The sequence below is a fragment of the Bacteroides sp. Marseille-P3684 genome (assembly GCF_900291465.1).
In the GTDB taxonomy this organism is placed as follows: Bacteria; Bacteroidota; Bacteroidia; order Bacteroidales; family Bacteroidaceae; genus Phocaeicola_A.
This window is the reverse complement of the sequence record NZ_LT985808.1, coordinates 1,491,043-1,516,392: the sequence shown is the minus strand read 5'-3', so window position 1 is coordinate 1,516,392 and position 25,350 is coordinate 1,491,043. Positions and strand designations below refer to the sequence as shown.

The 25,350-nt window shown below is 53.9% G+C and carries 26 protein-coding genes; 13 read left to right on the top strand and 13 right to left on the bottom strand.

The window, feature by feature from the left end; all coding sequences use genetic code 11:
• The first annotated feature begins 20 nt into the window (after window positions 1-20).
• Genes C8275_RS05805 through C8275_RS05795 form a run of 3 tightly spaced genes read left to right on the top strand, consistent with a single transcriptional unit; the run spans window position 21 to window position 3,209 of the window.
• Entirely contained in the window at window positions 21-1,235 is a 1,215-nt protein-coding gene (locus tag C8275_RS05805) for a bifunctional 3,4-dihydroxy-2-butanone-4-phosphate synthase/GTP cyclohydrolase II (RefSeq protein ID WP_022383736.1), read from the top strand.
• 29 nt (window positions 1,236-1,264) lie between these two features.
• Window positions 1,265-1,966 carry a Bax inhibitor-1/YccA family protein gene (locus C8275_RS05800; RefSeq protein WP_022383735.1) on the top strand — a complete coding sequence of 234 codons (702 nt, stop codon included), beginning with the start codon at window positions 1,265-1,267 and terminating at the stop codon, window positions 1,964-1,966.
• A gap of 49 nt (window positions 1,967-2,015) precedes the next feature.
• Window positions 2,016-3,209 (top strand): pyridoxal phosphate-dependent aminotransferase, encoded by a 1,194-nt coding sequence (locus tag C8275_RS05795; RefSeq protein WP_022383734.1) that lies wholly within the window; start codon window positions 2,016-2,018, stop codon window positions 3,207-3,209.
• Window positions 3,210-3,308: 99 nt separating this feature from the next.
• On the opposite strand, the gene C8275_RS05790 is transcribed toward C8275_RS05795, so the two are convergent.
• Both C8275_RS05790 and C8275_RS05785 read right to left on the bottom strand, forming a co-directional pair.
• Window positions 3,309-4,187 carry a carbohydrate kinase gene (locus C8275_RS05790; RefSeq protein ID WP_106625742.1) on the bottom strand — a complete coding sequence of 293 codons (879 nt, stop codon included), beginning with the start codon at window positions 4,185-4,187 and terminating at the stop codon, window positions 3,309-3,311.
• A gap of 168 nt (window positions 4,188-4,355) precedes the next feature.
• Window positions 4,356-5,783, bottom strand: coding sequence for an aspartate ammonia-lyase (locus tag C8275_RS05785; RefSeq protein WP_022383628.1), 1,428 nt, complete (start codon window positions 5,781-5,783; stop codon window positions 4,356-4,358).
• A gap of 332 nt (window positions 5,784-6,115) precedes the next feature.
• Between C8275_RS05785 and C8275_RS05780 the strand changes: the two genes are divergently transcribed.
• From C8275_RS05780 to C8275_RS05760, 5 genes are all read left to right on the top strand, one after another.
• Window positions 6,116-6,877, top strand: coding sequence for an SDR family oxidoreductase (locus tag C8275_RS05780; RefSeq protein WP_106484453.1), 762 nt, complete (start codon window positions 6,116-6,118; stop codon window positions 6,875-6,877).
• Window positions 6,878-7,003: 126 nt separating this feature from the next.
• Window positions 7,004-7,492 (top strand): DUF4252 domain-containing protein, encoded by a 489-nt coding sequence (locus C8275_RS05775; protein ID WP_106484452.1) that lies wholly within the window; start codon window positions 7,004-7,006, stop codon window positions 7,490-7,492.
• Window positions 7,479-7,991 carry an RNA polymerase sigma factor gene (locus C8275_RS05770; protein ID WP_022383631.1) on the top strand — a complete coding sequence of 171 codons (513 nt, stop codon included), beginning with the start codon at window positions 7,479-7,481 and terminating at the stop codon, window positions 7,989-7,991. The genes C8275_RS05775 and C8275_RS05770 overlap by 14 nt, the downstream gene beginning before the upstream one ends.
• On the top strand, window positions 7,975-8,505 hold the full coding sequence (locus C8275_RS05765) for a hypothetical protein (protein ID WP_106484451.1): 531 nt from the start codon (window positions 7,975-7,977) through the stop codon (window positions 8,503-8,505). The genes C8275_RS05770 and C8275_RS05765 overlap by 17 nt, the downstream gene beginning before the upstream one ends.
• Entirely contained in the window at window positions 8,502-8,969 is a 468-nt protein-coding gene (locus C8275_RS05760) for a DUF4252 domain-containing protein (RefSeq protein WP_106484450.1), read from the top strand. Before C8275_RS05765 ends, C8275_RS05760 begins: the two co-directional genes overlap by 4 nt.
• A gap of 30 nt (window positions 8,970-8,999) precedes the next feature.
• Here the strand turns inward: C8275_RS05760 and ispF are convergent, their stop codons facing one another.
• Genes ispF through C8275_RS05745 form a run of 3 tightly spaced genes read right to left on the bottom strand, consistent with a single transcriptional unit; the run spans window position 9,000 to window position 10,849 of the window.
• Window positions 9,000-9,479, bottom strand: a complete 480-nt coding sequence (gene ispF, locus C8275_RS05755) for a 2-C-methyl-D-erythritol 2,4-cyclodiphosphate synthase (protein ID WP_106484449.1) — start codon at window positions 9,477-9,479, stop codon at window positions 9,000-9,002.
• Between the two features lie 35 nt (window positions 9,480-9,514).
• Window positions 9,515-10,132, bottom strand: coding sequence for a fumarylacetoacetate hydrolase family protein (locus C8275_RS05750; RefSeq protein WP_022383635.1), 618 nt, complete (start codon window positions 10,130-10,132; stop codon window positions 9,515-9,517).
• A gap of 57 nt (window positions 10,133-10,189) precedes the next feature.
• The gene (locus C8275_RS05745; RefSeq protein ID WP_106484448.1) at window positions 10,190-10,849 is read right to left on the bottom strand and encodes a redox-sensing transcriptional repressor Rex; all 660 of its coding nucleotides are present in this window, start codon (window positions 10,847-10,849) and stop codon (window positions 10,190-10,192) included.
• Window positions 10,850-11,125: 276 nt separating this feature from the next.
• Here C8275_RS05745 and C8275_RS05740 point away from each other — a divergent pair, with 276 nt between their 5' ends.
• A complete protein-coding gene (locus C8275_RS05740; protein WP_106484447.1) occupies window positions 11,126-11,464 on the top strand; it encodes a translation initiation factor in 339 nt (112 codons plus the stop codon).
• A gap of 94 nt (window positions 11,465-11,558) precedes the next feature.
• Here C8275_RS05740 and nhaD read toward each other — a convergent pair whose 3' ends face one another.
• Window positions 11,559-12,959: a sodium:proton antiporter NhaD gene (nhaD, locus tag C8275_RS05735; protein WP_106484446.1), complete on the bottom strand. Its 1,401-nt coding sequence runs from the start codon at window positions 12,957-12,959 to the stop codon at window positions 11,559-11,561.
• Between the two features lie 177 nt (window positions 12,960-13,136).
• Between nhaD and C8275_RS05730 the strand changes: the two genes are divergently transcribed.
• Window positions 13,137-13,889, top strand: a complete 753-nt coding sequence (locus C8275_RS05730) for a hypothetical protein (RefSeq protein WP_157948191.1) — start codon at window positions 13,137-13,139, stop codon at window positions 13,887-13,889.
• 191 nt (window positions 13,890-14,080) lie between these two features.
• Window positions 14,081-16,741, top strand: a complete 2,661-nt coding sequence (locus C8275_RS05725) for a calcium-translocating P-type ATPase, PMCA-type (protein ID WP_106484444.1) — start codon at window positions 14,081-14,083, stop codon at window positions 16,739-16,741.
• A 133-nt stretch (window positions 16,742-16,874) separates the two neighbouring features.
• On the opposite strand, the gene C8275_RS05720 is transcribed toward C8275_RS05725, so the two are convergent.
• From C8275_RS05720 to C8275_RS05705, 4 genes are all read right to left on the bottom strand, one after another.
• A complete protein-coding gene (locus C8275_RS05720; protein ID WP_106484443.1) occupies window positions 16,875-17,273 on the bottom strand; it encodes a hypothetical protein in 399 nt (132 codons plus the stop codon).
• Between the two features lie 903 nt (window positions 17,274-18,176).
• Window positions 18,177-18,467 carry a transcriptional regulator gene (locus C8275_RS05715; RefSeq protein WP_106625741.1) on the bottom strand — a complete coding sequence of 97 codons (291 nt, stop codon included), beginning with the start codon at window positions 18,465-18,467 and terminating at the stop codon, window positions 18,177-18,179.
• Window positions 18,467-19,063 (bottom strand): hypothetical protein, encoded by a 597-nt coding sequence (locus tag C8275_RS05710; RefSeq protein WP_106484442.1) that lies wholly within the window; start codon window positions 19,061-19,063, stop codon window positions 18,467-18,469. The genes C8275_RS05715 and C8275_RS05710 overlap by 1 nt, the downstream gene beginning before the upstream one ends.
• A gap of 164 nt (window positions 19,064-19,227) precedes the next feature.
• The gene (locus tag C8275_RS05705) at window positions 19,228-20,046 is read right to left on the bottom strand and encodes an AraC family transcriptional regulator (protein WP_106484441.1); all 819 of its coding nucleotides are present in this window, start codon (window positions 20,044-20,046) and stop codon (window positions 19,228-19,230) included.
• 135 nt (window positions 20,047-20,181) lie between these two features.
• Here C8275_RS05705 and C8275_RS05700 point away from each other — a divergent pair, with 135 nt between their 5' ends.
• Together C8275_RS05700 and C8275_RS05695 are read left to right on the top strand one after the other, a co-directional pair.
• Entirely contained in the window at window positions 20,182-21,030 is an 849-nt protein-coding gene (locus C8275_RS05700; RefSeq protein WP_106484440.1) for an aldo/keto reductase, read from the top strand.
• A 6-nt stretch (window positions 21,031-21,036) separates the two neighbouring features.
• Complete coding sequence (locus C8275_RS05695) at window positions 21,037-22,068, top strand: alpha/beta hydrolase (protein ID WP_369861016.1); 1,032 nt, start codon at window positions 21,037-21,039, stop codon at window positions 22,066-22,068.
• Here the strand turns inward: C8275_RS05695 and recG are convergent.
• The 3 genes from recG to C8275_RS05680 are packed head-to-tail and all read right to left on the bottom strand — an operon-like array spanning window position 22,046 to window position 25,349.
• Window positions 22,046-24,142, bottom strand: coding sequence for an ATP-dependent DNA helicase RecG (recG, locus tag C8275_RS05690; RefSeq protein ID WP_106484439.1), 2,097 nt, complete (start codon window positions 24,140-24,142; stop codon window positions 22,046-22,048). The two genes, C8275_RS05695 and recG, sit on opposite strands and share 23 nt — an antisense overlap.
• Complete coding sequence (locus tag C8275_RS05685; RefSeq protein WP_106484438.1) at window positions 24,130-24,801, bottom strand: 2-C-methyl-D-erythritol 4-phosphate cytidylyltransferase; 672 nt, start codon at window positions 24,799-24,801, stop codon at window positions 24,130-24,132. Before C8275_RS05685 ends, recG begins: the two co-directional genes overlap by 13 nt.
• Window positions 24,798-25,349 carry a DJ-1 family glyoxalase III gene (locus C8275_RS05680; protein WP_106484437.1) on the bottom strand — a complete coding sequence of 184 codons (552 nt, stop codon included), beginning with the start codon at window positions 25,347-25,349 and terminating at the stop codon, window positions 24,798-24,800. Before C8275_RS05680 ends, C8275_RS05685 begins: the two co-directional genes overlap by 4 nt.
• Window position 25,350: the final 1 nt, after the last annotated feature.

The window sequence follows — 25,350 nt, the reverse complement described above, 5'->3', positions numbered from 1 at the left end:
ACATAACTCTTGATAAGCTTATGGACAAGATTAAACTCGACTCGATAGAAGAGGCAATTGCCGACTTCCGCGAAGGCAAATTTGTCGTCGTGGTCGACGATGAAGACCGCGAGAATGAGGGCGACCTGATTGTCGCCGCCCAGACCATCACCCCGGAGCAGGTAAACTTCATGCTGAAATATGCCCGCGGTGTGCTCTGTGCCCCCATCACCATCTCCCGCTGCAAGGAGCTGGAGCTGCCCCATCAGGTGGACGAGAACACCTCGATGCTGGGCACCCCGTTCACGGTCACCATCGACAAGCTCGACGGATGCACCACCGGCGTGTCCGCCCATGACCGTGCAGCCACCATCCGTGCCCTTGCCGACCCTTCCTCGAAGCCTGAGACCTTCGGACGTCCGGGACATGTCAACCCGCTGTATGCACAGGACAAAGGAGTGCTCCGCCGGGCAGGACACACGGAAGCCAGCATCGACATGGCACGCCTGGCAGGACTTTATCCGGCTGCCGCCCTCATGGAAATCATGAACGAGGACGGCACCATGGCACGCTTGCCCGAGCTGCGGCATTTCGCCGACGAGCATGGACTGAAGCTCATCTCCATCGCCGACCTCATCGCCTACCGCCTGCGGGAGGAATCCATCGTGGAGAAAGGTGTGGAGGTGGACATGCCGACGGAGTACGGACACTTCCGCCTCATCCCCTTCCGTCAGAAGAGCAACGGACTGGAACACATCGCCATCATCAAGGGCGAATGGAAGGCTGACGACCCCGTCCTCGTGCGTGTCCACTCTTCGTGCGCCACGGGCGACATCTTCGGCTCACGCCGTTGCGACTGCGGCGAACAGCTCCACAAGGCACTCCGCATGATTGATGAAGCCGGCAAGGGAGCCGTGGTCTACCTCAACCAGGAAGGACGCGGCATCGGGCTGATGGAGAAGATGAAAGCCTACAAGTTGCAAGAGGGAGGCATGGACACCGTGGACGCCAACATCTGCCTGGGACACAAGGCGGACGAACGCGACTACGGCGTGGGTGCACAAATCCTGCGCGAGATAGGCATCCACAAGATGCGTCTCATCACGAACAACCCCGTGAAGCGTGTCGGACTGGAAGCCTATGGACTGGAAATCACGGAGATTGTCCCCGTGGAAATCACTCCCAACCCGTACAACGAGCGTTACCTGCACACCAAAAAGGACCGCATGGGACACACGTTGCACTTTACCAAATGAGCGACCATTCACTAAATCAAACATAAACAATGACTATGGACACGATTACCCGTTCCTATGAGCGGAGCGCGCAGCTGTCGCTCTTCCGCCAAGTGTATCTTTGGATGGCGATGGCGTTGGTCATCACCGGCTTCATGGCAATGCTGGTTGCCGAGTCTCCGACGCTCCTCAGCCTCATCTTCAGCAGCAAGCTGACCTTCTTCGGACTCATCATTGCCGAGCTGGCACTGGTGTGGTATCTGTCGGCACGTATCGACCGCATCTCGTTCACCACGGCAACCCTGATGTTCATCATCTACTCCCTGCTCAACGGTGCCATGCTGTCGAGCGTCTTCCTGCTCTACACGGCATCGTCCATCGCCTCGACCTTCTTCATCACTGCCGGCACCTTCGGCGTGATGTGCGTCTACGGCTACCTCACCAAGCGTGACCTGACCTCCCTGGGCAACCTCTGTCTGATGGCGGTCATCGGACTCATCATTGCCGGACTGGTCAACCTGTTCCTGCAAAGCAGCCTGATGAGCCTCATCGTCTCCGGCATCGGCGTGCTCGTCTTCGTCGGACTGACGGCATACGACAGCCAGAAAATCAAGCGCATGCTGTTACAGGAAGGACTGGAAGTGAATGACTCCACCCGGAAGATAGCCCTCCTGGGGTCACTCACGCTCTATCTCGACTTCATCAACCTCTTCCTCTACCTGCTCCGTTTCCTCGGAGACCGCAGAGGATAAGGGACCTGCGAATCGCTTTTATACTAACAACTAAACATATAGAAGAAAAATGAACCAACTATCAGATCGTTTGAACCGCCTTTCCCCTTCGGAAACACTGGCCATGTCGCAAAAGAGCAATGAACTGAAAGCGCAAGGCATCGATGTCATCAACCTCAGCGTGGGTGAACCCGACTTCAACACCCCCGACCACATCAAGGAAGCCGCCAAGAAAGCCATCGACGAGAACTATTCCCGCTACTCTCCCGTCCCCGGCTATCCTGCCCTGCGCAATGCCATTGTTGCCAAGCTGAAGCATGAGAACAATCTGGAATACACTGCCAACCAAATCAGTTGCTCCAACGGTGCCAAGCAGTGTGTGTGCAACGTCATCATGGCCCTGGTGGGCGAAGGAGACGAGGTCATCGTCCCCGCTCCCTACTGGGTGAGCTACACCGAGATGGTGAAACTGGCCGACGGCACGCCCGTCATCGTCCGTGCCGGCATCGAGCAGGACTTCAAGATGACCCCTGCACAGCTTGAGGCTGCCATCACGCCGAAGACCAAGGCGCTGATCCTCTGCTCTCCGTCCAACCCGACCGGCTCGGTCTACACGAAGGAGGAGCTGAAGGGACTTGCCGAAGTCCTCGCCAAGCATCCGCAGGTCTATGTCATTGCCGACGAGATTTACGAACACATCAACTACGTGGGCAAGCATGAGAGCATCGCACAGTTCCCCGAGGTACACGACCGCACCATCATCATCAACGGTGTGTCGAAGGCTTATGCCATGACAGGCTGGCGCATCGGTTTCGCTGCCGGACCGGAATGGGTCATCAAGGCATGCAACAAGCTGCAGGGACAATATACCTCCGGACCTTGCTCCGTGTCGCAGAAGGCTGCCGAGGCTGCCTACACCGGACCGCAGGATGAGGTGGAGAAGATGCGTCAGGCATTCGAACGCCGCCGCGACCTCATCGTCAAGCTTGCCAAGGAGGTTCCGGGCTTCGAGGTGAACGTACCGCAAGGAGCTTTCTACCTCTTCCCCAAGTGCGACTTCTACTTCGGTAAGGAGGCTGACGGACGCAAGATTGAGAATGCAGCCGACCTCGCCATGTACCTGCTCGAGGTGGCACACGTAGCATGTGTGGGCGGTGGCGCCTTCGGTGCTCCCGAGTGCATCCGTATGAGCTATGCCACTTCCGATGAGAACATTGTCGAGGCGATGCGCCGCATCAAGGAGGCACTTGCCAAACTGAAATAAATAAGGCAACCCGTACGATAAGCAAAGCCCGCCACGGAGTCATCAGGCATCCGTGGCGGGCTTTCCGTTTCAAGCCAAACCGGTTCTTGGGACTTTCAGCTACCGGGTCAGTGACTCCGGCAGGAGCGGCATGGCGCCATGCTGTGTACATACATACGCCGACACTTCCACGGCACGCCGGTGTGCCTCATCCACCGAACGTCCCAGGAGCACGGACGAAACGAAGGCTGCCGTAAAGGAGTCTCCGGCTCCCACCGTATCCACCACATCGACCTTCGGCGTATCGACAAACGAACAGTGGCCGGGCGTGAAGACATAGCTCCCGTTCACCCCACAGGTGAGGATGAGCATCTTCAGGTTGTATTTCCCCATCAGCAGCCAACACTTGTCCTGCAGGTCTATGCCCGGATAGCCGAACATGCGGCTCACAGCAACGAGTTCCTCATCGTTTATCTTCAGCACATTGCACCGGCGCATCGAGTTGCACAGCACCTCCTTGGTGTAGAAGCTCTGGCGCAGATTCACATCGAAAATCTTCAGGCGGTCGTCTCCCTCCGGCATCAGGTCCAGGAACCGGTTGATGGTCTCCCGCGAAACGACACTGCGCTGGGCAAGCGAACCGAAGCTGACAGCCCGTGTCTGCCGTGCCAGGCTCTCCAGCTGCGGCGTGAAGGGGATGTTGTCCCACGCCACATTCTCCTTGATGGTGTAGCACGGGATACCCGCCTCATCGAGTTCCACCAGCACCGTCCCTGTGGGATAGGGCACCTGCTCGATCAGGCAACGTACGCCCCGACTCTGCAAGCCGTCGAGCAGCTCATGCCCGAGCTTGTCATCGCCGACGGCACTCACCACACAGCTGTCGAGTCCGAACTGAGCGGCATGATAGACGAAGTTGGCGGGTGCACCGCCCAGTTTCTTTCCATCGGGAAGGACGTCCCACAACGCCTCTCCCATTCCAATAACGAGATTATTCATGATTGTCTCAAAACCTAATGATTTGGCCAAAGACAGGGTTAGCCGAAGCAAAAGTAGTGTTTTTCCTTCTAAAGCCGATACGTCCCAAAAAGAAAAGGGTACATCCCAACAAGCACGATGCTCATTTCGATGTACCCTTCTCCAGCATTTGGGAAAGACAGTCTTCGCTTATTTTCTAGCCCGGATATCGAGCTTCACGGGCCGAATCATATTTTTCGGGTCAAGGATGGTATCCAGGTCTTCCTGAGTCAGGATGCCCTCCTCCAGCACGAGGTCATAGACACTGCGTCCAGTCTCCAAGGCTTTCTTGGCAATGTTCGTGGAATGGTCGTAACCGATGTAGGGATTCAGAGCCGTAACGATACCGATGCTGTTGCGCACCTCCGCCTGACAATGTTCGGGATTTGCCGTGATGCCTTCCACGCACAGGGTACGGAGCGTATCAAAGGCGTTGCACATCAGGTCTACCGACTCGAAGCAGCACTGTGCCATGACAGGTTCCATGGCATTCAGCTCCATCTGCGAGGCCTCACCCGCCATCGTCACACACAGCTCGTTGCCAATGACCTTAAAGGCTACCTGGCTGACTACCTCCGGAATGACCGGATTGACCTTACCCGGCATGATGGACGACCCGGGCTGACGGGCAGGCAAGTTGATTTCGCCCAAACCACAACGCGGTCCGCTGGCCAACAGACGGAGGTCATTGCTGATTTTGCTCATCTTCACTGCCACACGTTTCAATGCCGACATGTAACCCACCATGCAGGAAGTGTCCGACGTTGCGCCGACCCAATCCTTCGCCAGCTGAACCTTCCAGCCGGTGATGCGTGCCAATGCCTCCACAGCCTTCTCGGCATATCCCGGCTCGGAACAGATACCTGTACCGATGGCGGTAGCTCCCAGATTCACCGTCAGGAAGTCGGCAGCAGCTTCATTCAGGTGGAGCAGTTCGTCGGAAAGGATGCTGGCAAAGCCGTAGAAGGTCTGCCCGAGTGTCATGGGGACGGCATCCTCCAACTGCGTACGACCCATCTTGACAATGTTGGCAAAGTCATCGCCCCGTTTACGGAACTCGGCAATCAATGCCTCCAAGTGGGGCAACAGAGCAAGATGGCTGGCATACAGTCCCATGTGGATGGCAGTAGGATAAGCGTCGTTCGTCGACTGGGAACGGTTCACATGGTCGTGCGGCGAACAGTATTCATACTCTCCGGGCTTGTGTCCCATGTGCAACAGCGCAATGTTGGCAATCACCTCATTGGCATTCATATTGGTGCTCGTACCTGCGCCACCCTGAATCATGTCAACCGGAAATTCCTCGTGATACTTGCCTGCTACAATGTCTTCACACGCAGCCTTGATGCCGGCATACTGCTCGTCGGTGAGCAGCCCCAGCTGGTGGTTCGCCTCGGCAGCCGCCAGCTTGGTGTAAGCCAGTCCGTTGATAAAAGCCGGATAGTATTCGAGTTTAAAACGGCTGATGGAGAAGTTCTCCACTCCACGCAAAGTCTGGATGCCATAGAGTGCATCGGCGGGCAGTTCACGCTTGCCCAGCAAATCGTGTTCCACACGGGTTTTACTGTCTGTTGTCATACTAGTAAGGTTTATATAATCTACTTAAGTTTCGCACACGTCCCGCTGTCAGGTGACAGGGTCAGGACATGCCTGCGGAAGTTGAACAATCCATATCTTGTCATCATCTGCTGATGATGCGGCAAATATACTACTTACATTTTGATAGCAAAAGTTATTTCAATAAAAGATTTGCAGCCTCATTAAAGAATATTATCCGCAAAATATCAACCATCCTATTTACATTTTATCACCACAGCCGTCAGCAGCCACATTCAGTCCCTGCACCGGTATCTGCCTTTGGCACAAATCGGTTAACTTTGCCGACGTAATTGCTATACTTATCACTGGTTATGAAACGCATCATCATCACGGGCGCTACCTCGGGCATCGGCAGAGAGACGGCGCTTCAGTTCATCAGCGACGGATGGACAGTCGGGCTTACCGGACGTCGCAGCGAGTTGCTTGAAGGCTTCCGTCTACTGGCTCCGGGACGTGTGTTCACACGGACGATGGACATTTGTCACGAAAATGCCGCCGATACCTTGCACAGCCTCATCGACGAAATGGGTGGCATGGAGGTCTACCTGCATGTTGCCGGCATCGGGTTTCAGAATCCCCGGCTGGACGCCGACACCGAACTTGCCACCGTACGTACCAATGTGGAAGGCTTCACCCGGATGATGACGGCAGCATTCAACTATTTCAAGGAACGTGGCGAAGGCGGACAGATTGCCGTCGTCAGCTCCATCGCCGGGACAAAGGGTCTCGGACCTGCCCCTGCCTATTCTGCCACCAAGCGCTATCAGAACACCTACCTGGAAGCCCTTGCCCAACTCTCCCGCACCCAGCACCTGAACATCTCCTTCACGGACATACGTCCGGGTTTCGTTGACACGGACTTGCTCAAAGGCGGACATTACCCGATGCTGATGCGACCGGCCGACGTCGCACGCCGCATCTTCCGCGCCATCACCCATCGTCAGCGTGTCGTCATCATTGACGGACGTTACCGGATGCTGGTGGCATTGTGGCGACTGATTCCCCGCTGGCTGTGGGAACGGATTGAGCTGAGTGCAACCCGGCATCCGGAGACCAAGACACCCGACCATTGACGCCTCGTCCGGACGCTCCAATAAAAAATCGGCTCATCAATGTAACAACTTGCGCACGACTTGCGTCTATAAGAATGAAAGTGCTTTCAAACCGTTCATTCAGATTTAAAACCTAAAAAAGACACCATGCACATCAAAACATACATCCTGACCTTGTTGCTCCTCTGCCTCGGCATGCCTGCCCTGGCACAAGCCGACGCTTTATTCGATGAATTCAAGAGGGAACGGAATGCCGAATATGTCAAAATCCCGGCAATCGTGACGGCAATGGGCAAACTCTTCATGGGCAATGAACCGGAGGAACAATTCGCCAAGAAGGTAAGGACCGTCCGCGTACTCGACATGGAGAAATGTTCCGCTGGTGTGAAGCGCCGTTTTGACCGGAGAGTGGCGGCACTGGCGCACAAAGGATATGAAACCATGGTACGTGTGAACGATGACGGCGAAAAGGTGCACATCTACGCACGCATCAAGAACAAGGTAATCCGCGAACTGCTGATTGCCTACAGCGAGGAGAAAGATTGTACCCTGGTGCAGATTAAGGGACGCTTCAACAGAGACGACTTTGCCCGGGTGGTCAACGAACAAACGGGACACAAGCATGGACACCACTGAGTTCAAACGTCGGTTCCTCCCCTGCCATAAACGGTTTTACCACACGGCCTTCCGTCTGACGGGCAACACACAGGATGCGGAAGACCTCGTGCAGGAGGCTTACGCAAAACTATGGAACAGGCGGAACGAACTGGAGGGAGTCGAAAACGCGGAAGCTTATGGTGTGATGCTGGTGAAGAACCTCTGCTTTGACTGGATGCGCAGGAACATACACGACACCGACACCTGTACGCCCGAAGAGGTGACACTGGCAACCGACGACTCACCGGGACACACCACCGAGCTGCACGACGAAGCGGAGCATGCCAAAAGCCTCATAAACCAACTGCCCGACAAGCAACGACGGGTCATGTGGCTGCGCGACGTCAATGATTGCTCCTTTGAAGAGATTGAACAGGCGACGGGACTGAATGCGACCAACATCCGCGTGCTCCTCTCCCGTGCCCGCAAAAAGATACGTGAACAATTTAAACGGATGGACCATGATGCTACCCAATGATATCGAAAAGCTCCTGGCACGCTTCTATGCAGGAGAGACCACTGCCGAAGAAGAACAGACCTTGAAGAAATACTTTGCACGGACCGATGTGCCTCCTGCCCTGCATGCTGACCGTGACATGTTCCGTCAGCTGACGGAGGAGAACCTTCCTGAAGTCCCCGAAGGCATGGAGGAACGGCTGTCGGCTTTCATCGACCGGCTGGAGGAAAACGAGACGGAACGGCATTTCCACCGCCCCGTTATCCACTGGCGACGCCTGCTCGGCATGGCAGCCATGATATGCCTGCTCGTGAGTACGGGAGTGTATTTCCTGCGTCCGGCACAACCGCCCACCCCGAAAGACACGTGCGCCACTCCGGAAGAGGCACAGCGAGAAACCGAAAAGGCACTCTCCATCCTCGCCTACGGACTCCGGCGGGGAATGGAAGGCGTACAGACCGCCAGCCAAACCACAGAGAAAGCCCATGAACAAGTAATCGAACAATTGAACCACATCAAACAACTACCACAATGAAACGCATGTATATACTCGGAGCCTTGCTCTGGCTCTGCTCTTTCGTCACCTACGCCCAGGAAAATCTGTTTGACCGCTTCTCGGAGATGGAGGGCGTCACATCGGTCTATGTTTCCAAAGCCATGTTCAGCATGATGAGTGACATCAAGGTCGATGGATTGCAGCTGGAAGGCATCGGACAAAAGTTGGAAAGCCTCCAGGTGCTCAACAGCGAAAAGGCTCCTGTCATCCAAAAGCTACGTGAGGCTGTGACCGGCTTTACCCCCAAACACGGCTATGAGTCACTGGTACGTGTACGCGACGATGGGGAGAAGGTGGACATCCTCCTGAAAAAGCACTCCAACGGCATCAACGAGTTTGTCGTCCTGGCGGACGAGCCCAAGGAGTTCACCCTCATAGTCATCACCGGACGCATGAGTCTGCAGGACATCCAGAACATCATCGGAGAAGAGAAGCACAAATGACAGGACGGAAGGCAACAGCCGCTCCCAACCTTATGCTTTCTCTATCAAGACAGTGGCATAAGCCGAGATGCCCTCTTCCCGTCCGGTGAAACCCAGTTTCTCGGTCGTCGTGGCCTTGATGGACACACAGTCGGTCTCCACTCCCATGACCCGTGCCAGCACCTCCTGCATCTCAGGGATGCGTGCTTTCAGCTTGGGACGTTCGGCACAGACCGTGGCATCGATGTTGCCCACGCGGTAGCCTTTTGAGGCGATGAGACCGACAGTCTTTGCCAACAGGACCTTGCTGTCTATGTCCTTGAACTCGCCTGCCGTGTCCGGAAAATGATAACCGATGTCACGCATGTTGGCTGCTCCCAGCAAGGCATCACAAATGGCATGTATCAGTACGTCGGCATCCGAATGCCCCAACAATCCCAACTCGTGTTCAAAACGTATGCCTCCCAACCACAGTTCGCGTCCGGGAACCAAAGCATGTACGTCGAAACCGAATCCTACACGTATGTTCATCTGTCTATAAGTTTTGTGAATTTCTGAATCTTTGTCTAACGGACGTAGAAGTCAAGCACCCGTTCCCCTTCCAGATAGCCTTGCAAATGCTGTCCGATGCTGACGGGACCTACCCCCACGGGAGTACCGGTATAGAGCAAATCGCCCATCTTCAGCGTCATGAACCGACTCACATAGGCTATAATCCGGTCTACGGTAAACAGCATGTCGCAGGTGCAACCACGCTGCACCGTGTTCCCGTCAATGTCGAGGTGGAAACGGATGTTCTGAATGTCCTTGAAATACTCCATCGGAACGAACGTACCGATGACGGCGGAATTGTCGAACCCCTTGCTCAACTCCCACGGATTGCCCGCCTCGCGGAAACGGCGCTGCAAGTCACGTGCCGTGAAGTCGATGCCCACAGTGACGGCATCATAATAACGGTGTGCAAAGCGTTCGGAGATGTTCTTGCCCAGGCGGCTGATGCGCACGACCAGCTCCGTCTCGTAATGAATCTCATTGGAGAAATCGGGGATAAAAAACGGCTTGCCATCCTTGAGCAAAGCCGAGTCCGGCTTCAGAAAGATAACCGGTTCTTTGGGGAGTGCCATGCCGGCATGCAACTCCTGATTGTGTGCCGCATAGTTCATCCCGACAGCTATAATCTTCATGATTGTTCCTTATTTAAGTTTCGCGCCCCACTGCAACGTGAGCTTGCGAAAGCTGAATTACTTATTTAACATCTGATTTACATTCAACCGGTTGAACATCACTGCCAGGTGGGCGTAAAGGGAGGTGTTCTGCACGACGATGTTCTCGGGCACCCGGATGCGGAAGGGCGTAAAGTTCCACACCGCCTTGATGCCTCCTGCCACCATGTCGTCAGTCACTTGCTGGGCAATATTGATGGGTACGGTCAGGATACCGATATCCACCCGGTACTCCTGCATCTTCCGGGCAAAGTCGTCCGTATGGAAAATAGGCACTCCGCCCACTTCCGTTCCCACGACGGAAGGATTGACATCAAAGGCTGCCACGATCTCCAGTCCGAACTGGTGCAGACCGGAATCTCCCAAGAGGGCACGTCCCAGACTTCCGGCTCCGAAAAGGAACGCCTTGTGCATGTTGGTGAATCCCAGGAATGCTTCCAACGCCCGAATCAATCCATCGATTTCATACCCCACGCGGGTACGCCCGGTGACCTTGACATACGACAAGTCCTTGGCTATCTGCGAGGCATCGACATTGATGTCTTTAGATATCTGAGTAGAAGAGACATATTGCTCCCCCCTATCCTTCAACAGCTTCACCGTGGACAGATACCACGGCAGACGGCGGAGCGTAGGCTCCGGCACTTTATCGAAATCGCGTAGCAAAGAGGTACTCATAACCCGTTCGTTTTTTGTTCTCAAATTGTATATGGCACGCAAAATTACAGAAATATTTCCATAATACACCGAGCAATAAAGGGAAAACATATCGAATTTAATTGGCAAAGGCACTCTTTCCGGCTCGTTTTGCCGGATGCTGGAAGCTGAATATCCTTCTATAGAAGTTTACAGATACGTGCTTAGCGTTGAAAGAGCCGCATTTGTTTTCTATCATCGTTCACAATTTACAAATAGCCTGTTTATCTTTGTACCCCAAACCAACAACAATCCCCTATGAAGAAAAACGATTGGAAAGACCGGCTGAACATAGTCTACTCCACCAACCCTGATTTCGCCTACGGAACGGAAGGTGAAGAGGAGCCGGAAACATTGGAGAAGGAAAAACAGAACCTGCGGGTATTTATCGAAAAGAAGAACCGGGGTGGAAAGACGGCAACCGTCGTAAAAGGATTCGCCGGAACGGAGGAAGACCTGAAGGAACTGGCCAAACTGCTGAAGACACGTTGTGGCGTAGGTGGTGCTGCCAAAGACGGGGAAATCATCATCCAGGGCGAACTGCGGGACAAGGTGGTGGAGCTTCTGAAGAAAGAGGGGTATGTCCGTACCCGGTAAACTCGCATGACTTCCTAACCGAAAAATTGTAAAAACGCGGATGACACGATGATGCCATCCGCGTTTTATGTAAGTTATTTCAGGAAGTCTGGCTTCAGAAGAACAATTGCTTTTCCAGCCAATAGACGGCGATGCCTGCCAGATAACCGGCAAGTGCCAGCCAGGAGATGCGACGCAGGTACCAGCCGAAGGTGATCTTTTCCAGTCCCATCACCACGACACCTGCTGCACTTCCGATGATGAGGATGCTGCCACCCACACCGGCACAGTAGGCAAGGAGTTGCCAAAACGTACCATCCTGCACAAAGTTCAGCAGAGCAGGGTCAGTCACCGTGGCGGGAGCAATCTCATACATGCCCATGCAACCTGCCACCAAGGGGACATTGTCCACAATCGACGACACAATGCCGATGATGCCGGTCACCAGGTAGGCGTTATTGTCCGACGCCTCTTCCAGCCAACGTCCGAACTCGCTCAACACACCGATTTCGCTCAACACTGCCACCGTCATCAGGATGCCCAGGAAGAAAAGAAGGGTAGCAAGGTCTATGCGGCACAGCAGGTTGCCCATACGCTGCATGCACGAACCTTCCACATTGGGCTTGCGTGCATAGAAGAATTCTGTCGTCAACCACAGGATGCCGAGCACCAGCAGAATGCCCATGAACGGAGGAAGTCCCGTCAGCGTACGGAAGACAGGGACCATCACCAGTCCGCCGACACCCAACCAGAACACCCACTGACGTTCCTTGGCTGAGAAATCATAAGAGGGACAGGCTGACGGGTCGTCTGCCACCGGACGAAGTTCGCCCTTCAGCTGACCCTGAATGAGCAGCAGGGGGACAATGACCGAAATGACCGAAGGCAGGAACACCTCGGCTATGACACCGAGCGTACTCACATTGCCCTTGATCCAAAGCATGATGGTGGTCACATCGCCAATGGGAGAAAAGGCGCCTCCACTGTTGGCGGCAAGGATAATCATCGCGGCATAGACCATGCGGTCCTTGTGATCGGTGACAAGCTTGCGGAGCACCATGATCATCACGATGCTGGTCGTGAGATTATCCAAGAGGGCGGACAGGAAAAAGGTCATGATGACAATGCGCCACAACAGGGCACGCTTGCTCCGTGCGCCGAGACGGTCACGGACGAAGTTGAAGCCTCCGTTGGCATCCACGGTCTCCACAATGGTCATGGCGCCCATGAGGAAGAAGATAATCTCACAGGTGTCGCCCAGATGGCGCAGCAACAGGTGCTCGTTGGCAAAAGCGCGGGCTCTGTCGAGCAGACTTCCCTCTGCGGCCGATGCCGAGAAAGCGGCAAACTCATCCGCGTAGAAACGAGGGACATAGACGTCACAGAAAGACATGTAGAGGACCCAGCACACAACACTCATCACAAGCGCTACGGCGGCTTTGTTCACTTTCAAGCCATGTTCCAGCGCAATGCAGGCATAGCCCGCAACGAAGAGAAGAACAATTACAGCAGTCATTAGGTAGTTATTAAAGAGTGAAACTAAAATTTGGACGTGCAAAAAAGCTTAAATAATCCGAGGTTTCCAAATAAACTGCCAAGAAAGAAAGGAGAAAAGATTCAAGATAGAAAGTCCAGGTTCTTAAAAGAAGTGTTACCTTTGTCACTGACATCTTTACCTGACACTTTGAGAGCCATGAAACAGACCTGTTTTCTCCTTATGCTGGGCGTGGTTGCGCTCATTTTCATCCAATGCACGCCTCCGGTATTCATGGAAGAACCGGAGGAAGCATCACCGACGGAAGATACCGGCTGGCATGCAGTCATTGAGGAAGCAACAGCCTATGACACGCTCTCATGGCAGGGAGAGACTGGAAAATTCCGTCTGACGGACAACGGGACTATCCGCCTCAACGACAGCCTCCGCACCGGAAGTGCCTGTCTCTACACGCCGCTCCGTACTCCCGACCGTACCGGATGGGTCATGCAGGTGAATTGCTCCTTCAACCCTTCCGCTCGTAATCATGCACGCCTCTACCTGATGTCGACTTCCGCTGACCTGAACGGTCCGCTCAACGGCTATTTCCTCCAGATTGGCGGTGCAAAGGACTGCATCTATTTCTACTGTCAGACCGGAAAGAAAATCCGCCTGCTCGCCCAAAGCGAAGCCTTCATGCGCGGAAACACCTCGCCGAAGGTCCGCCTCCACGTCCAACGCGACAGCCTGGGCTATTTTGACATCACCTACACCACTACAGAGTCCAGTGACAGACATACCCTCTGTTTCCTCCGCGACACCACTGTCACCTCGGCAGCCTATAGCGGCATCCTGTGCATCTATACACCGGGGAATAGCCGGAAGATGTCTTTCCCCACCTTCAAAATCCATCATCAGGTGACGGATACGCAGGAACTGAAGCCCGTCAAGTACGTACCGGGGAAATCGTAAATTCCTTCACGCCTTCCGTCACGGGACTGACGGGAGACGCTTCCACCTTTGAAACAGTTTTGTAACATTCCTCCCCACCCGGCATCCTTTTGTCGGGATTATTGCTTTTTCCGGACCTTTCTTACCTCATATTCCGTGAAATGGCTTAATTTTGCCAATCTTGTTATAACTATTCTAATAAACACTACACAATGGCAACATCCCAATTCAAACACCGGGGACTCGATGACCGTCAGGTGGAAGAGAGCCGTGCCCAACATGGCAACAACCTCCTCACACCTCCGCCCCGCACCCCGATGTGGAAACTTTACCTGGAAAAATTCAACGACCCTATCATTCGCGTGCTGCTTGTAGCCGCCGTCTTCTCACTCATCATCTCATTCATCGAAGGAGAGTTTGCCGAGTCTATCGGCATCATCGTCGCCATCTTCCTGGCTACGGGTATCGGCTTCTACTTCGAGTATGATGCCGGCAAGAAGTTCGACCTGCTCAATGCCACCAACGAGGAGACGCTCGTCCGTGTCATCCGAAACGGAAGTGTCCATGAAGTGCCCCGCAAGGACATCGTCGTGGGCGACATCGTCATGCTGGAAAACGGCGAAGAGATTCCTGCCGACGGTGAACTGCTGGAGGCGACCTCGCTGCAGGTCAACGAGTCAAGCCTCACGGGTGAACCGATGGTGGAAAAGACCACCGACCCCGCCCACTTCGACAAGGAAGCAACCTACCCCTCCAACCATGTGATGCGCGGCACGACCGTTGTCGACGGACATGGCGTGATGCAGGTGCTCCACGTCGGCGATGCAACGGAAATCGGAAAGGTGGCGCGTCAGGCAACGGAAGAATCAAACGAGAAGACACCGCTCAACATCCAGCTTGAACGGCTTGCCAACCTCATCGGGAAAGTCGGGTTCGTCGTTGCGGCACTCGCCTTCATCGGCTTTACCTGGCACGAGCTGCACAGTTACCTGACTGCACACACCGTCAACGGAACAACGGAATACCTGGAGATTGCCAAAATCGTCCTCCACAACTTCATGATGGCAGTGACCCTCATCGTGGTGACCGTCCCCGAAGGTCTGCCCATGAGCGTCACCCTCAGCCTGGCGCTGAACATGCGCCGCATGCTTGCCACCAACAACCTGGTGCGTAAGATGCATGCCTGCGAGACCATGGGTGCCGTGACGGTCATCTGCACCGACAAGACCGGTACGCTGACGCAGAACCGCATGCAGGTCTACGAAACCAGGTTCGAAGTGCTCGACGGACAGAAACTCGACATGACTCAGGATGCCAGCCGACTGGTGGCTGAAGGCATTGCCGCCAACTCCACGGCTTACCTCGAAGAAGAGGGCGACAACGTGAAAGGGGTAGGCAATCCGACTGAAATCGCCCTCCTGCTGTGGATGCAGGCTCAGGGACAGGACTACCTCTCGCTGCGCCATGCCGCCAAGACTGTCGACCAGCTGCCGTTCTCCACTGAACGCAAGTTCATGGCTACGCTGGTTGATTCGGCGTCCAGCAAACGGATTCTCTACATAAAGGGTGCTCCTGAAATCGTGGCAAAAAAGTGTGCCCTCATCGCCACTCCCGACGGAACGGCACCGATGGCACAGGCACAGGCAGGCATCGACAAGCAGCTCCTCGCCTACCAGAACATGGCGATGCGTACGCTGGGATTTGCCTACCGTGTGGTGGATGCCGGTGAACCGACCGACTGTGCCACCCTCGCTACCGGAGGAGCATTCATCTTCCTCGGCATCGTCGCCATCTCCGACCCCATCCGTCCGGATGTACCGGCTGCCGTAGGTCAATGCCAGGATGCAGGCATCCGTGTGAAAATCGTGACGGGAGACACACCGGGAACAGCAACCGAGATAGCTCGTCAGATCGGTCTGTGGAAACCGGAAGACACGGAACGCAACCGTATCACGGGTACCGACTTCGCAGCCCTGAGCGACGAAGAGGCACTGGACCGTGTGATGGACCTGAAAATCATGTCGCGTGCAAGACCGACAGACAAGCAACGTCTCGTCCAGCTGCTCCAACAGAAAGGGGCTGTCGTGGCAGTAACCGGAGACGGCACCAACGATGCCCCGGCATTGAACCACGCCCAGGTGGGATTGAGCATGGGTACGGGAACCTCGGTAGCAAAGGAGGCGAGCGACATCACCCTGCTCGACGACTCCTTCCGCAGCATCGGGACTGCCGTGATGTGGGGACGTTCGCTGTACAAGAACATCCAACGCTTCATCGCCTTCCAGCTCACCATCAACCTCATTGCCATGTTCATCGTGCTTGCCGGAAGCTTCATGGGCGACGTCATTCCGCTCACGGTGACGCAGATGTTGTGGGTAAACCTCATCATGGACACCTTCGCAGCTCTGGCACTGGCATCCATCCCGCCCAGTGCGGACGTGATGAAAGAGCAGCCGCGCAAGCAGAGCGACTTCATCATCAACCGGGGCATGTACCATAATATTATAGGTACGGGCATCGCCTTCATCCTCATCCTCCTGGGTCTGTACTACTGGCTGGGCATGGATGGCGACATGAGTATTCACGACTTGACAATCTTCTTCACAGTGTTCGTCCTGCTGCAATTCTGGAATCTGTTCAACGCCCGTGTATTCGGCACGACACACTCCGCACTCGGTCACTTGGGCAAGTCCTACGTGCTGGTAGGTGTGGCTGCCATCATCCTCATCGGGCAGTTCATCATCGTGCAGTTCGGTGGCGAAGTGTTCCGCACCGTTCCGCTTGACCTGAAGACCTGGGGCATCCTGCTAGCCGCCACTTCTCCGGTGCTGTGGATTGGCGAACTGCTCCGTCTGTGCCAGAAGAAGAGATAAAATGCTTCCGGGGAATTTGCCGGAAAGCATTATGAAACAAGAGCAAGGCTGTGTGCCGGTTCTGGTGAACCGATGGCACACAGCCTTGCTCTTGAATACAAACCCCTCAAACCAACAACCCATCCTCTCTCACTTACTCCTTCTTCTGTGGGTCTGTGAGTTGGATAGACTTCCCGGCTTTCATGTATTCCTGAATAGTCTGATTCGCCTTCTCCATTTCTGCAACAAAGGAATCATAATCTGCTGCCGGAATATCTTGCTTGACAGCTTCCTCCTTGCTGATTGTCAGTTTATAACAATGATTGACACTGTCCAGCAGCACATACTGCCCCAGTTTAAAGATACTGCGACGTGCTTCTTTCTCAGCAGGAGAAAGATGCTGATACTCGTCCAACGATAACTTGAGGAAGTTCGCCTCGGTGGTCTGTTGCTGTTCATCAGCAGCTGTGAGTGTTTCTTTGGTCTGGTCGCTGTGGCATGCCACAAACAGAAGTACGCCCGACGTACACAACATGGATAGTAGTTTTTTCATACGATAAATTTTTAAGGTGAGACTTGTATTGTTAACTCGCTATTTTTGTCAACGCGAATGTGGCTTGAGAAAGTTGGAGCAACACAACCTGCTCCTGAGAATATCAACAGCACGAATCGAAGTTCCGACTGCAAGTATAAGTATCATAAGAGGTTATTCCAAGCACCATACACATGTTTTAGAACATAAATTCATCCCGGTCACTAGACCTCATCCTTGTTTTTTCACAGACAACATGTCCTTCAGTTGCAAAATATCAAATTGTCAAAGTGTCAAACGAACCGCTCTACAATATCCTTCTTTAGGTCCAAATGCGAGGCTGTGCGCAAAAAATGAAATTTCAGGCGATTCGCAAAATACAGTTTGCTGCCGTATCCGTCCGTCTGCCGTCAAGAATATCACCAAATCACCTTGTAGGCATCCGAAAGAAAGACGGATGGGAAATAAACCGTTCCATTTCACACATCCATATTGAACGCTTCCGGGAACAAACCAGAGGTGAATATTCCTAAAACAGAGTTTCAAATTCATAAATCAAGTCTTCTACCCTCCGAACATTTGACTTCGACGGATGAAACAATATTGTTTCACTCGTCAAACAATATTGTTTGACGCACCAAACACAAGTGTTTGACCTCCCAAACAATATTGTTTCGCAGTATAATTATTCATTTTTGCCCGCTCTTCTACATATCCATGCAGTCTGTTTCGCATGAATATTCCTAAAAAAGCCTACTTTGCCCGATTTTTCAAAAGTACGCGTTAGCTGAAAAGAGGATTTTCGGGAAATCCGTCAAGGAAAAAGGAGGAATTGCTTTCAGTATGCAAACAGACAAAAACACAGAGATGTGCCGTACACTCCTCTTTATGCAGTCCGGCACATCTCTACTACGCTTGGTGGAGCTACAACACTCCGCCAAGATATTCCTTCAAGGCAGCAACGTATTCCGCCAATGCCTCCCTCCCTCGCTCGGTCAGCCTACAAGACGTGCGAGGCTTCTTGCCCACAATCTCCTTACGCACCTCGATATAACCCGCCGCGGAAAGCTTGTCTATCTGAATGCTGAGATTGCCCGACGTGGCCTCCGTATGCTCCTTCAGATAACTGAAATCGGCTTCTTCCACCGACAGCAGCAACGAAACAATGGCAAGACGGAGTTGGGAGTGCAACAAAGGGTCCAGCTCTTTTATAATCACTTCACTTTATTTCTGGCTACATGCACCGGTATCACCATGAATACCAGGAATGAAGCTCCGAACAACAAATTCCAGTCATTGACAGGAGATGCTACCAGCATATAGGCAGCTACCCCCAATCCTACCAGGGGCGTCCATACAAATCCGGACTCTCGGATGACCAATCCGGTCATTGCCATACCAATGCCTGCGTAAATGAGCGAAAGAGGCATCATGAGTGCAAAGTCAATCCGTCCCATTCCCCAACCAACGCAGAGCAAAGCCAATATGGTCAATCCAAACAAACTGCCGATAACCTTCCATACATTTTCAACCATACTCTGCACATAAGTAACCACGTGTTTCTCCTTCCGACTATCAGCCACCATGTGCCACAGATAAGGCAAAAACAGAGCAAACCATCCGAACATAAACCGCCCGTCTCCCGTCACACGGATCAGTAACCAAAGGACCAACGCCACTATTACCACGGCATAACCATAAAGCAGAAACCGATTGTAATCCTGTTTCATGGCAATTCCCTGCTTCGTCCGACTTATCATTTCAGAGATGAGTTCCAGACTTTCGCGCTCATTGATTTTCTTGTCTTTCATACGTCTTCTTCATTTTTAAATTACTTTATTTTATAAACCAAATTCTCCTTAAAAAAAGCAAGCCGGCGCCTTTGCTTGCTTCTTTTGGAGACAAATATAGACTAGTTTATAATATAAACCAAACAATCATCCATCTTTTTTTTCATGGAAGTCCGGACATACCGTCAGCAGTTCTTCCTGTATTCCGATGGCGGCAGACTGAGCCGCTTCTGCACATACCGACTGAAATAAGACACGGAAGAGAAGTTCATCCGCTCTGCAATCTCCGTCAGCGGAAGCTCTTTCTGCCGAAGCAGACGGGTGATTTCCTGCATCGTGAAACGGTCAATCCAGTAAGATGCCGGCTCACCACTTACCTTTTTGCAGAGTTCCGACAGATAGTGTGGCGTGACGCAGAGGCGTGACGCGTAATATTCGAGGTCTCTGTTCCGGATATACGCACCGTTATACAGCAGCTCGATGAACTTCCGCAACAGAGAGGAAATGCGCTCCGACACCTGCAGCTCCTTGTGGCTGCGTGCATGAATGTCATAAAGGTCGAGGATATGTGCGGTCAGCAGACTGCCCAACAGTTCTTCACGGAAAAAATGCTGTTCATCTTCCATGCGTACACGGAGATATTGCAAGGCAGTCTCACAGGTCCGGAAGTCCCGTTCGGAAAGTTTCATGACCGGATTCCGCAGGAGTGACAGATGCCCGATGATGCCATAGTTACTGCGAATGGCAATGGAGGTAACGAAGGCTTCCGAGAGGCTCATCAGGATGCCTTGAAAATCATCGGACGCAGAGAAGCCGGATGCCAGTGCCGCATTGGGCAGGATGACGTAATCGCCGGAAGAAATGTTATAATGGGTATCCTGGAAGGTCAGCCCCATATTGCCTTTCCGGCAAAGGATGTGAATAACCCTTCCCGCATACTGCAAGGTGTTAAGTTCCTGCCACGTATCGGCAAAAATGATTCCGTCAAATTTCGTATTGTCCATCACTGAACCTCCCTGTCCGTTTATCCGCAAAAATAGGCAAAAGACCACGAATAGTGAAAATGTTGCCCCAATTTATGTAAGCCTGGAACCCTCAGGACTCCGTAATTTTGCATCAGAACTTAAAACTCCAAGTCTATGAAAGATGTAAGATTGAACAATGGCGTGATGATGCCTGCCATCGGGTTCGGCGTTTACCAGATTCCTGAACGGGAAACAGAACGTGCCGTGAGCGATGCCATCGAGGTGGGTTATCGGATGTTCGACACGGCTGCTTCTTATTTCAACGAGGCACAAGTGGGTAATGCCATCCGGCAGAGCGGCATCAAGCGCGAGGATTTATTCATCACCACCAAATTGTGGGTGCAAGACTATGAATACGAGGATGCACTCCGTGCCTTTGACAAGTCATTGCGGTTGCTCGGGCTTGATTACATCGACCTGTACCTGCTGCACAAGCCTTACGGCAATTATTATGCGGCATGGAGAGCCTGCGAACGGCTTTACAAGGAAGGACTGATCCGCGCCATCGGCGTGACGAGCTTCTCCAACGAACGTCTGCAAGACCTCTTCCTGCACAATGAGGTGAAGCCAGCCGTGAACCAGATTGAGACGAACCCGTTCTTCCAGCAGCAGGCCGCCAACGCATTCTTGCAGAAAGAGGCCATCCAGCATGAGGCATGGGCACCCTTTGCAGAAGGACAAAATGACATCTGGAACAATCCCGTGCTGAAAGCCATCGCAGAGAAACACGGGCGAACAGTAGGACAAGTCGTTCTCCGCTGGTTGAACCAGCGCAATGTGGTGGTCATCCCCAAGACGGTACGCAAGGAACGAATGAGCGAGAACTTCAACATCCTGGATTTTACGCTTACGAAACAAGAGATGGATGCCATCGCAGGGCTTGACACGGGGAAAAGCCCGATTTATGACGACATGGACCTGGCAACAGTAAAGGGCATCGGGCTACATAAAATTCACGATTGACAGCAAATGAACTATTTTTCTATTTTCATCTCCTGCTGCCTGTCGCTGGTATCGCTGGCAGGCGCAGGACAAAACATTGCAAGCAACATGGAAACGAAATACATCGACACTCCCGAATGGGACAAGACCTTTGCCCTCAGTGACAAAGTGAACCACAAGAAAGTCAGCTTCACCAACCGTTACGGCATCCGCCTGGTCGGTGACTTGTATATCCCCAGGAACCATATAGGGCAATTACCGGCAATTGCTGTCTGCGGCCCTTACGGAGCAGTCAAGGAACAGGCGTCGGGGCTGTATGCGCAGACCCTTGCCGAACGGGGTTTCATCACACTAGCCTTCGACCCGTCGTTCAGCGGGGAAAGCGGCGGACAACCCCGTTACATCTCATCGGGTGAAATCTACACCGAGGATTACAGTGCAGCAGTGGATTTCTTCCTGCTCCAGCCGGAAGTAGACAGAGCGCGTATAGGTATTCTGGGAATCTGTGGCTTCGGAGGCATCAGCATCAATGCAGCCGTACAGGATACCCGCATCAAAGCCACCGTTTCATCCACAATGGGAGCATTCGACCCGTACGACAAAGAGCAGAGGTATGAAATGCGCCGGCAACTCAACGAACAGCGTACTGCCGACCTCCTTGCCGGACGAACCAACGAACGCAGCGGCGGCGTACCTGCCAGCCTGCCTGATGATGCGCCCGACTTCATGAAAGATTACCGGGATTACTACAAGACTTCGCGCGGCTTCCACCCCCGTTCGGTGAACTCCAACGGAGGTTGGGAGAAGATAGCCGATCTGCCTTTCCTCACGTTCTCCCTGCTTGACCATGCTGACGAAATCCGTTCCGCCGTACTTATCGTGCATGGGGAAAAGGCCTATTCGCTTCCGGCCTCACAGGAGGCTTTCGGCAAATTGAAAGGAGAGAACAAGGAACTGCTGATTATTCCCGGTGCGAGTCATACCGACTTGTACGACCGGATGGACATCATTCCGTTCGACCGGATTGAAGCGTTCTTCAAGAGATGGCTGCCCAGTTGACATTGGTCTTGCGGAGGGCACGGAGTTGGGACCACAGCACGGCATTCTCGGGGCGGTTCTCGGCAGGGTCAGCGTCAATCACTCCCTGTGCGATTTCACGGACGAACTGCAACAGCTGGCCGTCGCGGGCAATGTCGGCAATCTTCAGGTCGAAGGTGATACCGCTCTGCTGCGTCCCCTCCAGGTCACCGGGACCACGAAGCTTCAGGTCTGCTTCGGCTATCTCGAAGCCGTCGTTGGAGTTGACCATGATTTCAATGCGTTTGCGCGTCTCCTCCGTCAGCTTGTAACCCGTCACGAGGATGCAATAGGACTGGTCGGCTCCCCGACCGACACGTCCGCGCAACTGATGCAACTGCGAGAGTCCGAAGCGTTCGGCATTCTCGATGACCATCACCGAGGCATTGGGCACATTCACACCGACCTCGATGACCGTTGTAGCCACCATGATTTGCGTCTCACCGGTGACGAAGCGTTGCATCTCGGCATCCTTGTCGGCGGGTTTCATCTTGCCGTGCACCTTGCTGACCTTGTATTCCGGGAACTCGGCGCAGATGTGTTCATAGCCCTCTTCGAGGTTCTTGATGTCCATCTTCTCGCTTTCCTGTATGAGCGGATAGACGATGTACACCTGACGTCCCTCTTCTATCTGACTGCGGATGGAGGCATAGAGGCTTGCCCGTCGGTTGTCAAACTGATGGATGGTGCGGATAGGTTTGCGTCCGGGAGGCAGTTCGTCGATGACGGACACATCCAGGTCACCATAGAGCGTCATGGCAAGCGTACGCGGAATGGGGGTCGCCGTCATCACGAGCACGTGAGGCGGACGGGTGTTCTTCCCCCATAGCTTGGCACGTTGCGCCACGCCGAAGCGATGCTGTTCGTCGATGACCACCATCCCCAGCGAGGCGAAGTTGACCGTGTCCTCCAGCACGGCATGCGTACCTATTAATATATGTACCTCGCCCAGCGTCACCCCTTTCAGGATGGCTTCACGTTTCTTTCCCTTCACCGAGCCCGTCAGCAGCTCTACACGGATGGGCATGTCTCCCAAAAACTGACGGATGGTCTCGCAGTGCTGCGAAGCCAGGATTTCCGTAGGTGCCATCAGGCAGGTCTGGTAACCATTGTCCAGGGCAATGAGCATGCTCATCAGTGCCACAAGGGTCTTTCCACTGCCGACATCACCTTGCAGGAGGCGGTTCATCTGACGTCCGCTGCCCATGTCGCGGCGTATCTCCTTGATGACGCGCTTCTGTGCTCCGGTCAGTTCGAAAGGCAGGTGCCGGCTGTAGAAGGTGTTGAATGCCTCTCCTACCCGACTGAAGACAAAGCCGTGGTACTTCTGTATCCGGTCCTTCGCGTAACGCAGGATGCCCAGCTGCACGTAGAACAGCTCTTCAAACTTCAGGCGGTATTGGGCACGCCGGAGCAACTCGGGAGTACGAGGGAAATGGATGTTGCGGAGAGACTCGTCGAGTGACATGAGGTGATGCTTCTCCACCATCCAGGCAGGCAACGTCTCGGGCAGAGGTTCCTTCAGGAGGGCAAAGAGATTGGTGGTGAGCTTTTCGAGAGCGTGGGAGTTCAGTCCGCCCCGCTTCATGCGTTCCGTGGTGTTGTAGTAGGGCTGCATCCCCATGTTCGACAACACCAGTCCCTCGGCAGGGTCGATGTCGGGATGGGCCACATTGATGCGCCCGTTGAAGACGGTCGGCTTCCCGAAGACGATGTATTCCGTGTGTACCTTGTAACGCCCCAGGAGGTACTTGATGCCCTGGAACCACACGAGGTCCACCACACCTGTCCCGTCGGAGAAGTGAGCCACCAACCGGCGCTGGCGCCCTTCGCCGAAGGTCTCGAAGCTGAGGATTTCTCCTTTCAACTGGATATAAGGCATGTTGCCGTCAATCTCATGGATGTAATAGAGACGGCTGCGGTCGACGTATTTATAAGGGAAATAGTAGAGCAGGTCGTGCAGGGAATGGAGGGACAGCTCCTTGTTGAGGACAGCTGCCCGCTGAGGGCCTACGCCCGGCAAATACATGATATCACGCGAAGTTAAATCGAACATCCCGTCAAGGCTTCTGCTACTCGAATGTCAAATGGAGTGGTTATCTTAATATTCTCACGGTTGCCCGGCACCAATGCGACGGACACACCCATTGCTTCCACGACGGAAGCATCGTCTGTAAATCTCTCGGAGTAAGGTTGGCGGTAGGCACGCTTCAACAGTGCGGTGCGGAACACCTGGGGAGTCTGCACCAGCTTGTAGTCGGCACGGTTGACCGTCACGCTGCCTTCGGGTGTCACCCGACGCACCGTCTCCACGACATCGGTCACGGGGACAACGGCACCACGCAAGTCCGCCTCACGGAAACAAGCCTCAATGACTTCACGTGCCACAAAGGGACGTACCCCGTCGTGCACAGCAACCAGTCCGTCATCACCGACCAACGCCAGTCCGTTCCGTACCGAATGAAAGCGGGTCGCTCCGCCATCTGCTACCCGATGAGGCACAGCAAAGCCCTGGTCGTGGCACAGCCCGTCCCAGTATGCCTGCTGGTCGACGGGCAGTACCACAATCAGGTCCATTGCAGCATCATAGGCATGAAAAGCCTCCAGGGTACGCATCAGCACAGGCTTCCCCCCGATGGGGAGAAACTGTTTGGGGACCTCGGTCCCCATGCGCAGCCCCTTGCCTCCAGCCACTATGATTGCATACTTCTTCATGCGAGCAACATTCCGGCTTTTACTTCGTCCGCTTTAGCCTTGCCTGCGAGCTTGGTCACGATGGCAAAGCCGAAGTCGAAGGCAGCTCCCGGTCCTTTACCGGTAATGAAGTTGCCGTCCTGCTCGACCATGGCACCGGTGGCATGTGCCCCTTCCATGTATTTCTCGAAGCCGGGATAGCACGTGGCGTTCTTGCCTTTCAGCAAGCCCAACTGTCCGTAGACCATCGGAGCGGCACAGATGGCAGCCAGCGGACGTCCAGCCGCACAGAATCCGAGGAGGACCTTGCGCAGTCCCTCATGGGCAGCCAGATTGGTTGCACCGGGCAGCCCACCGGGAAGTACCAGCATTTCGGCATCCTGGCAGATGGCCTCCGCATCAAACAGCATGTCGGCCTTGATATTCACTCCGTGCGAACTGGTCACGGTTTCTTGTCCCGTCACCGAAACAGTCTTGATGGACAGTCCGGCGCGGCGAACGATGTCGACCACTGACAAGGCTTCCACTTCTTCGAAGCCTTCAGCCAAAAACAAATAAATAGTTCCCATA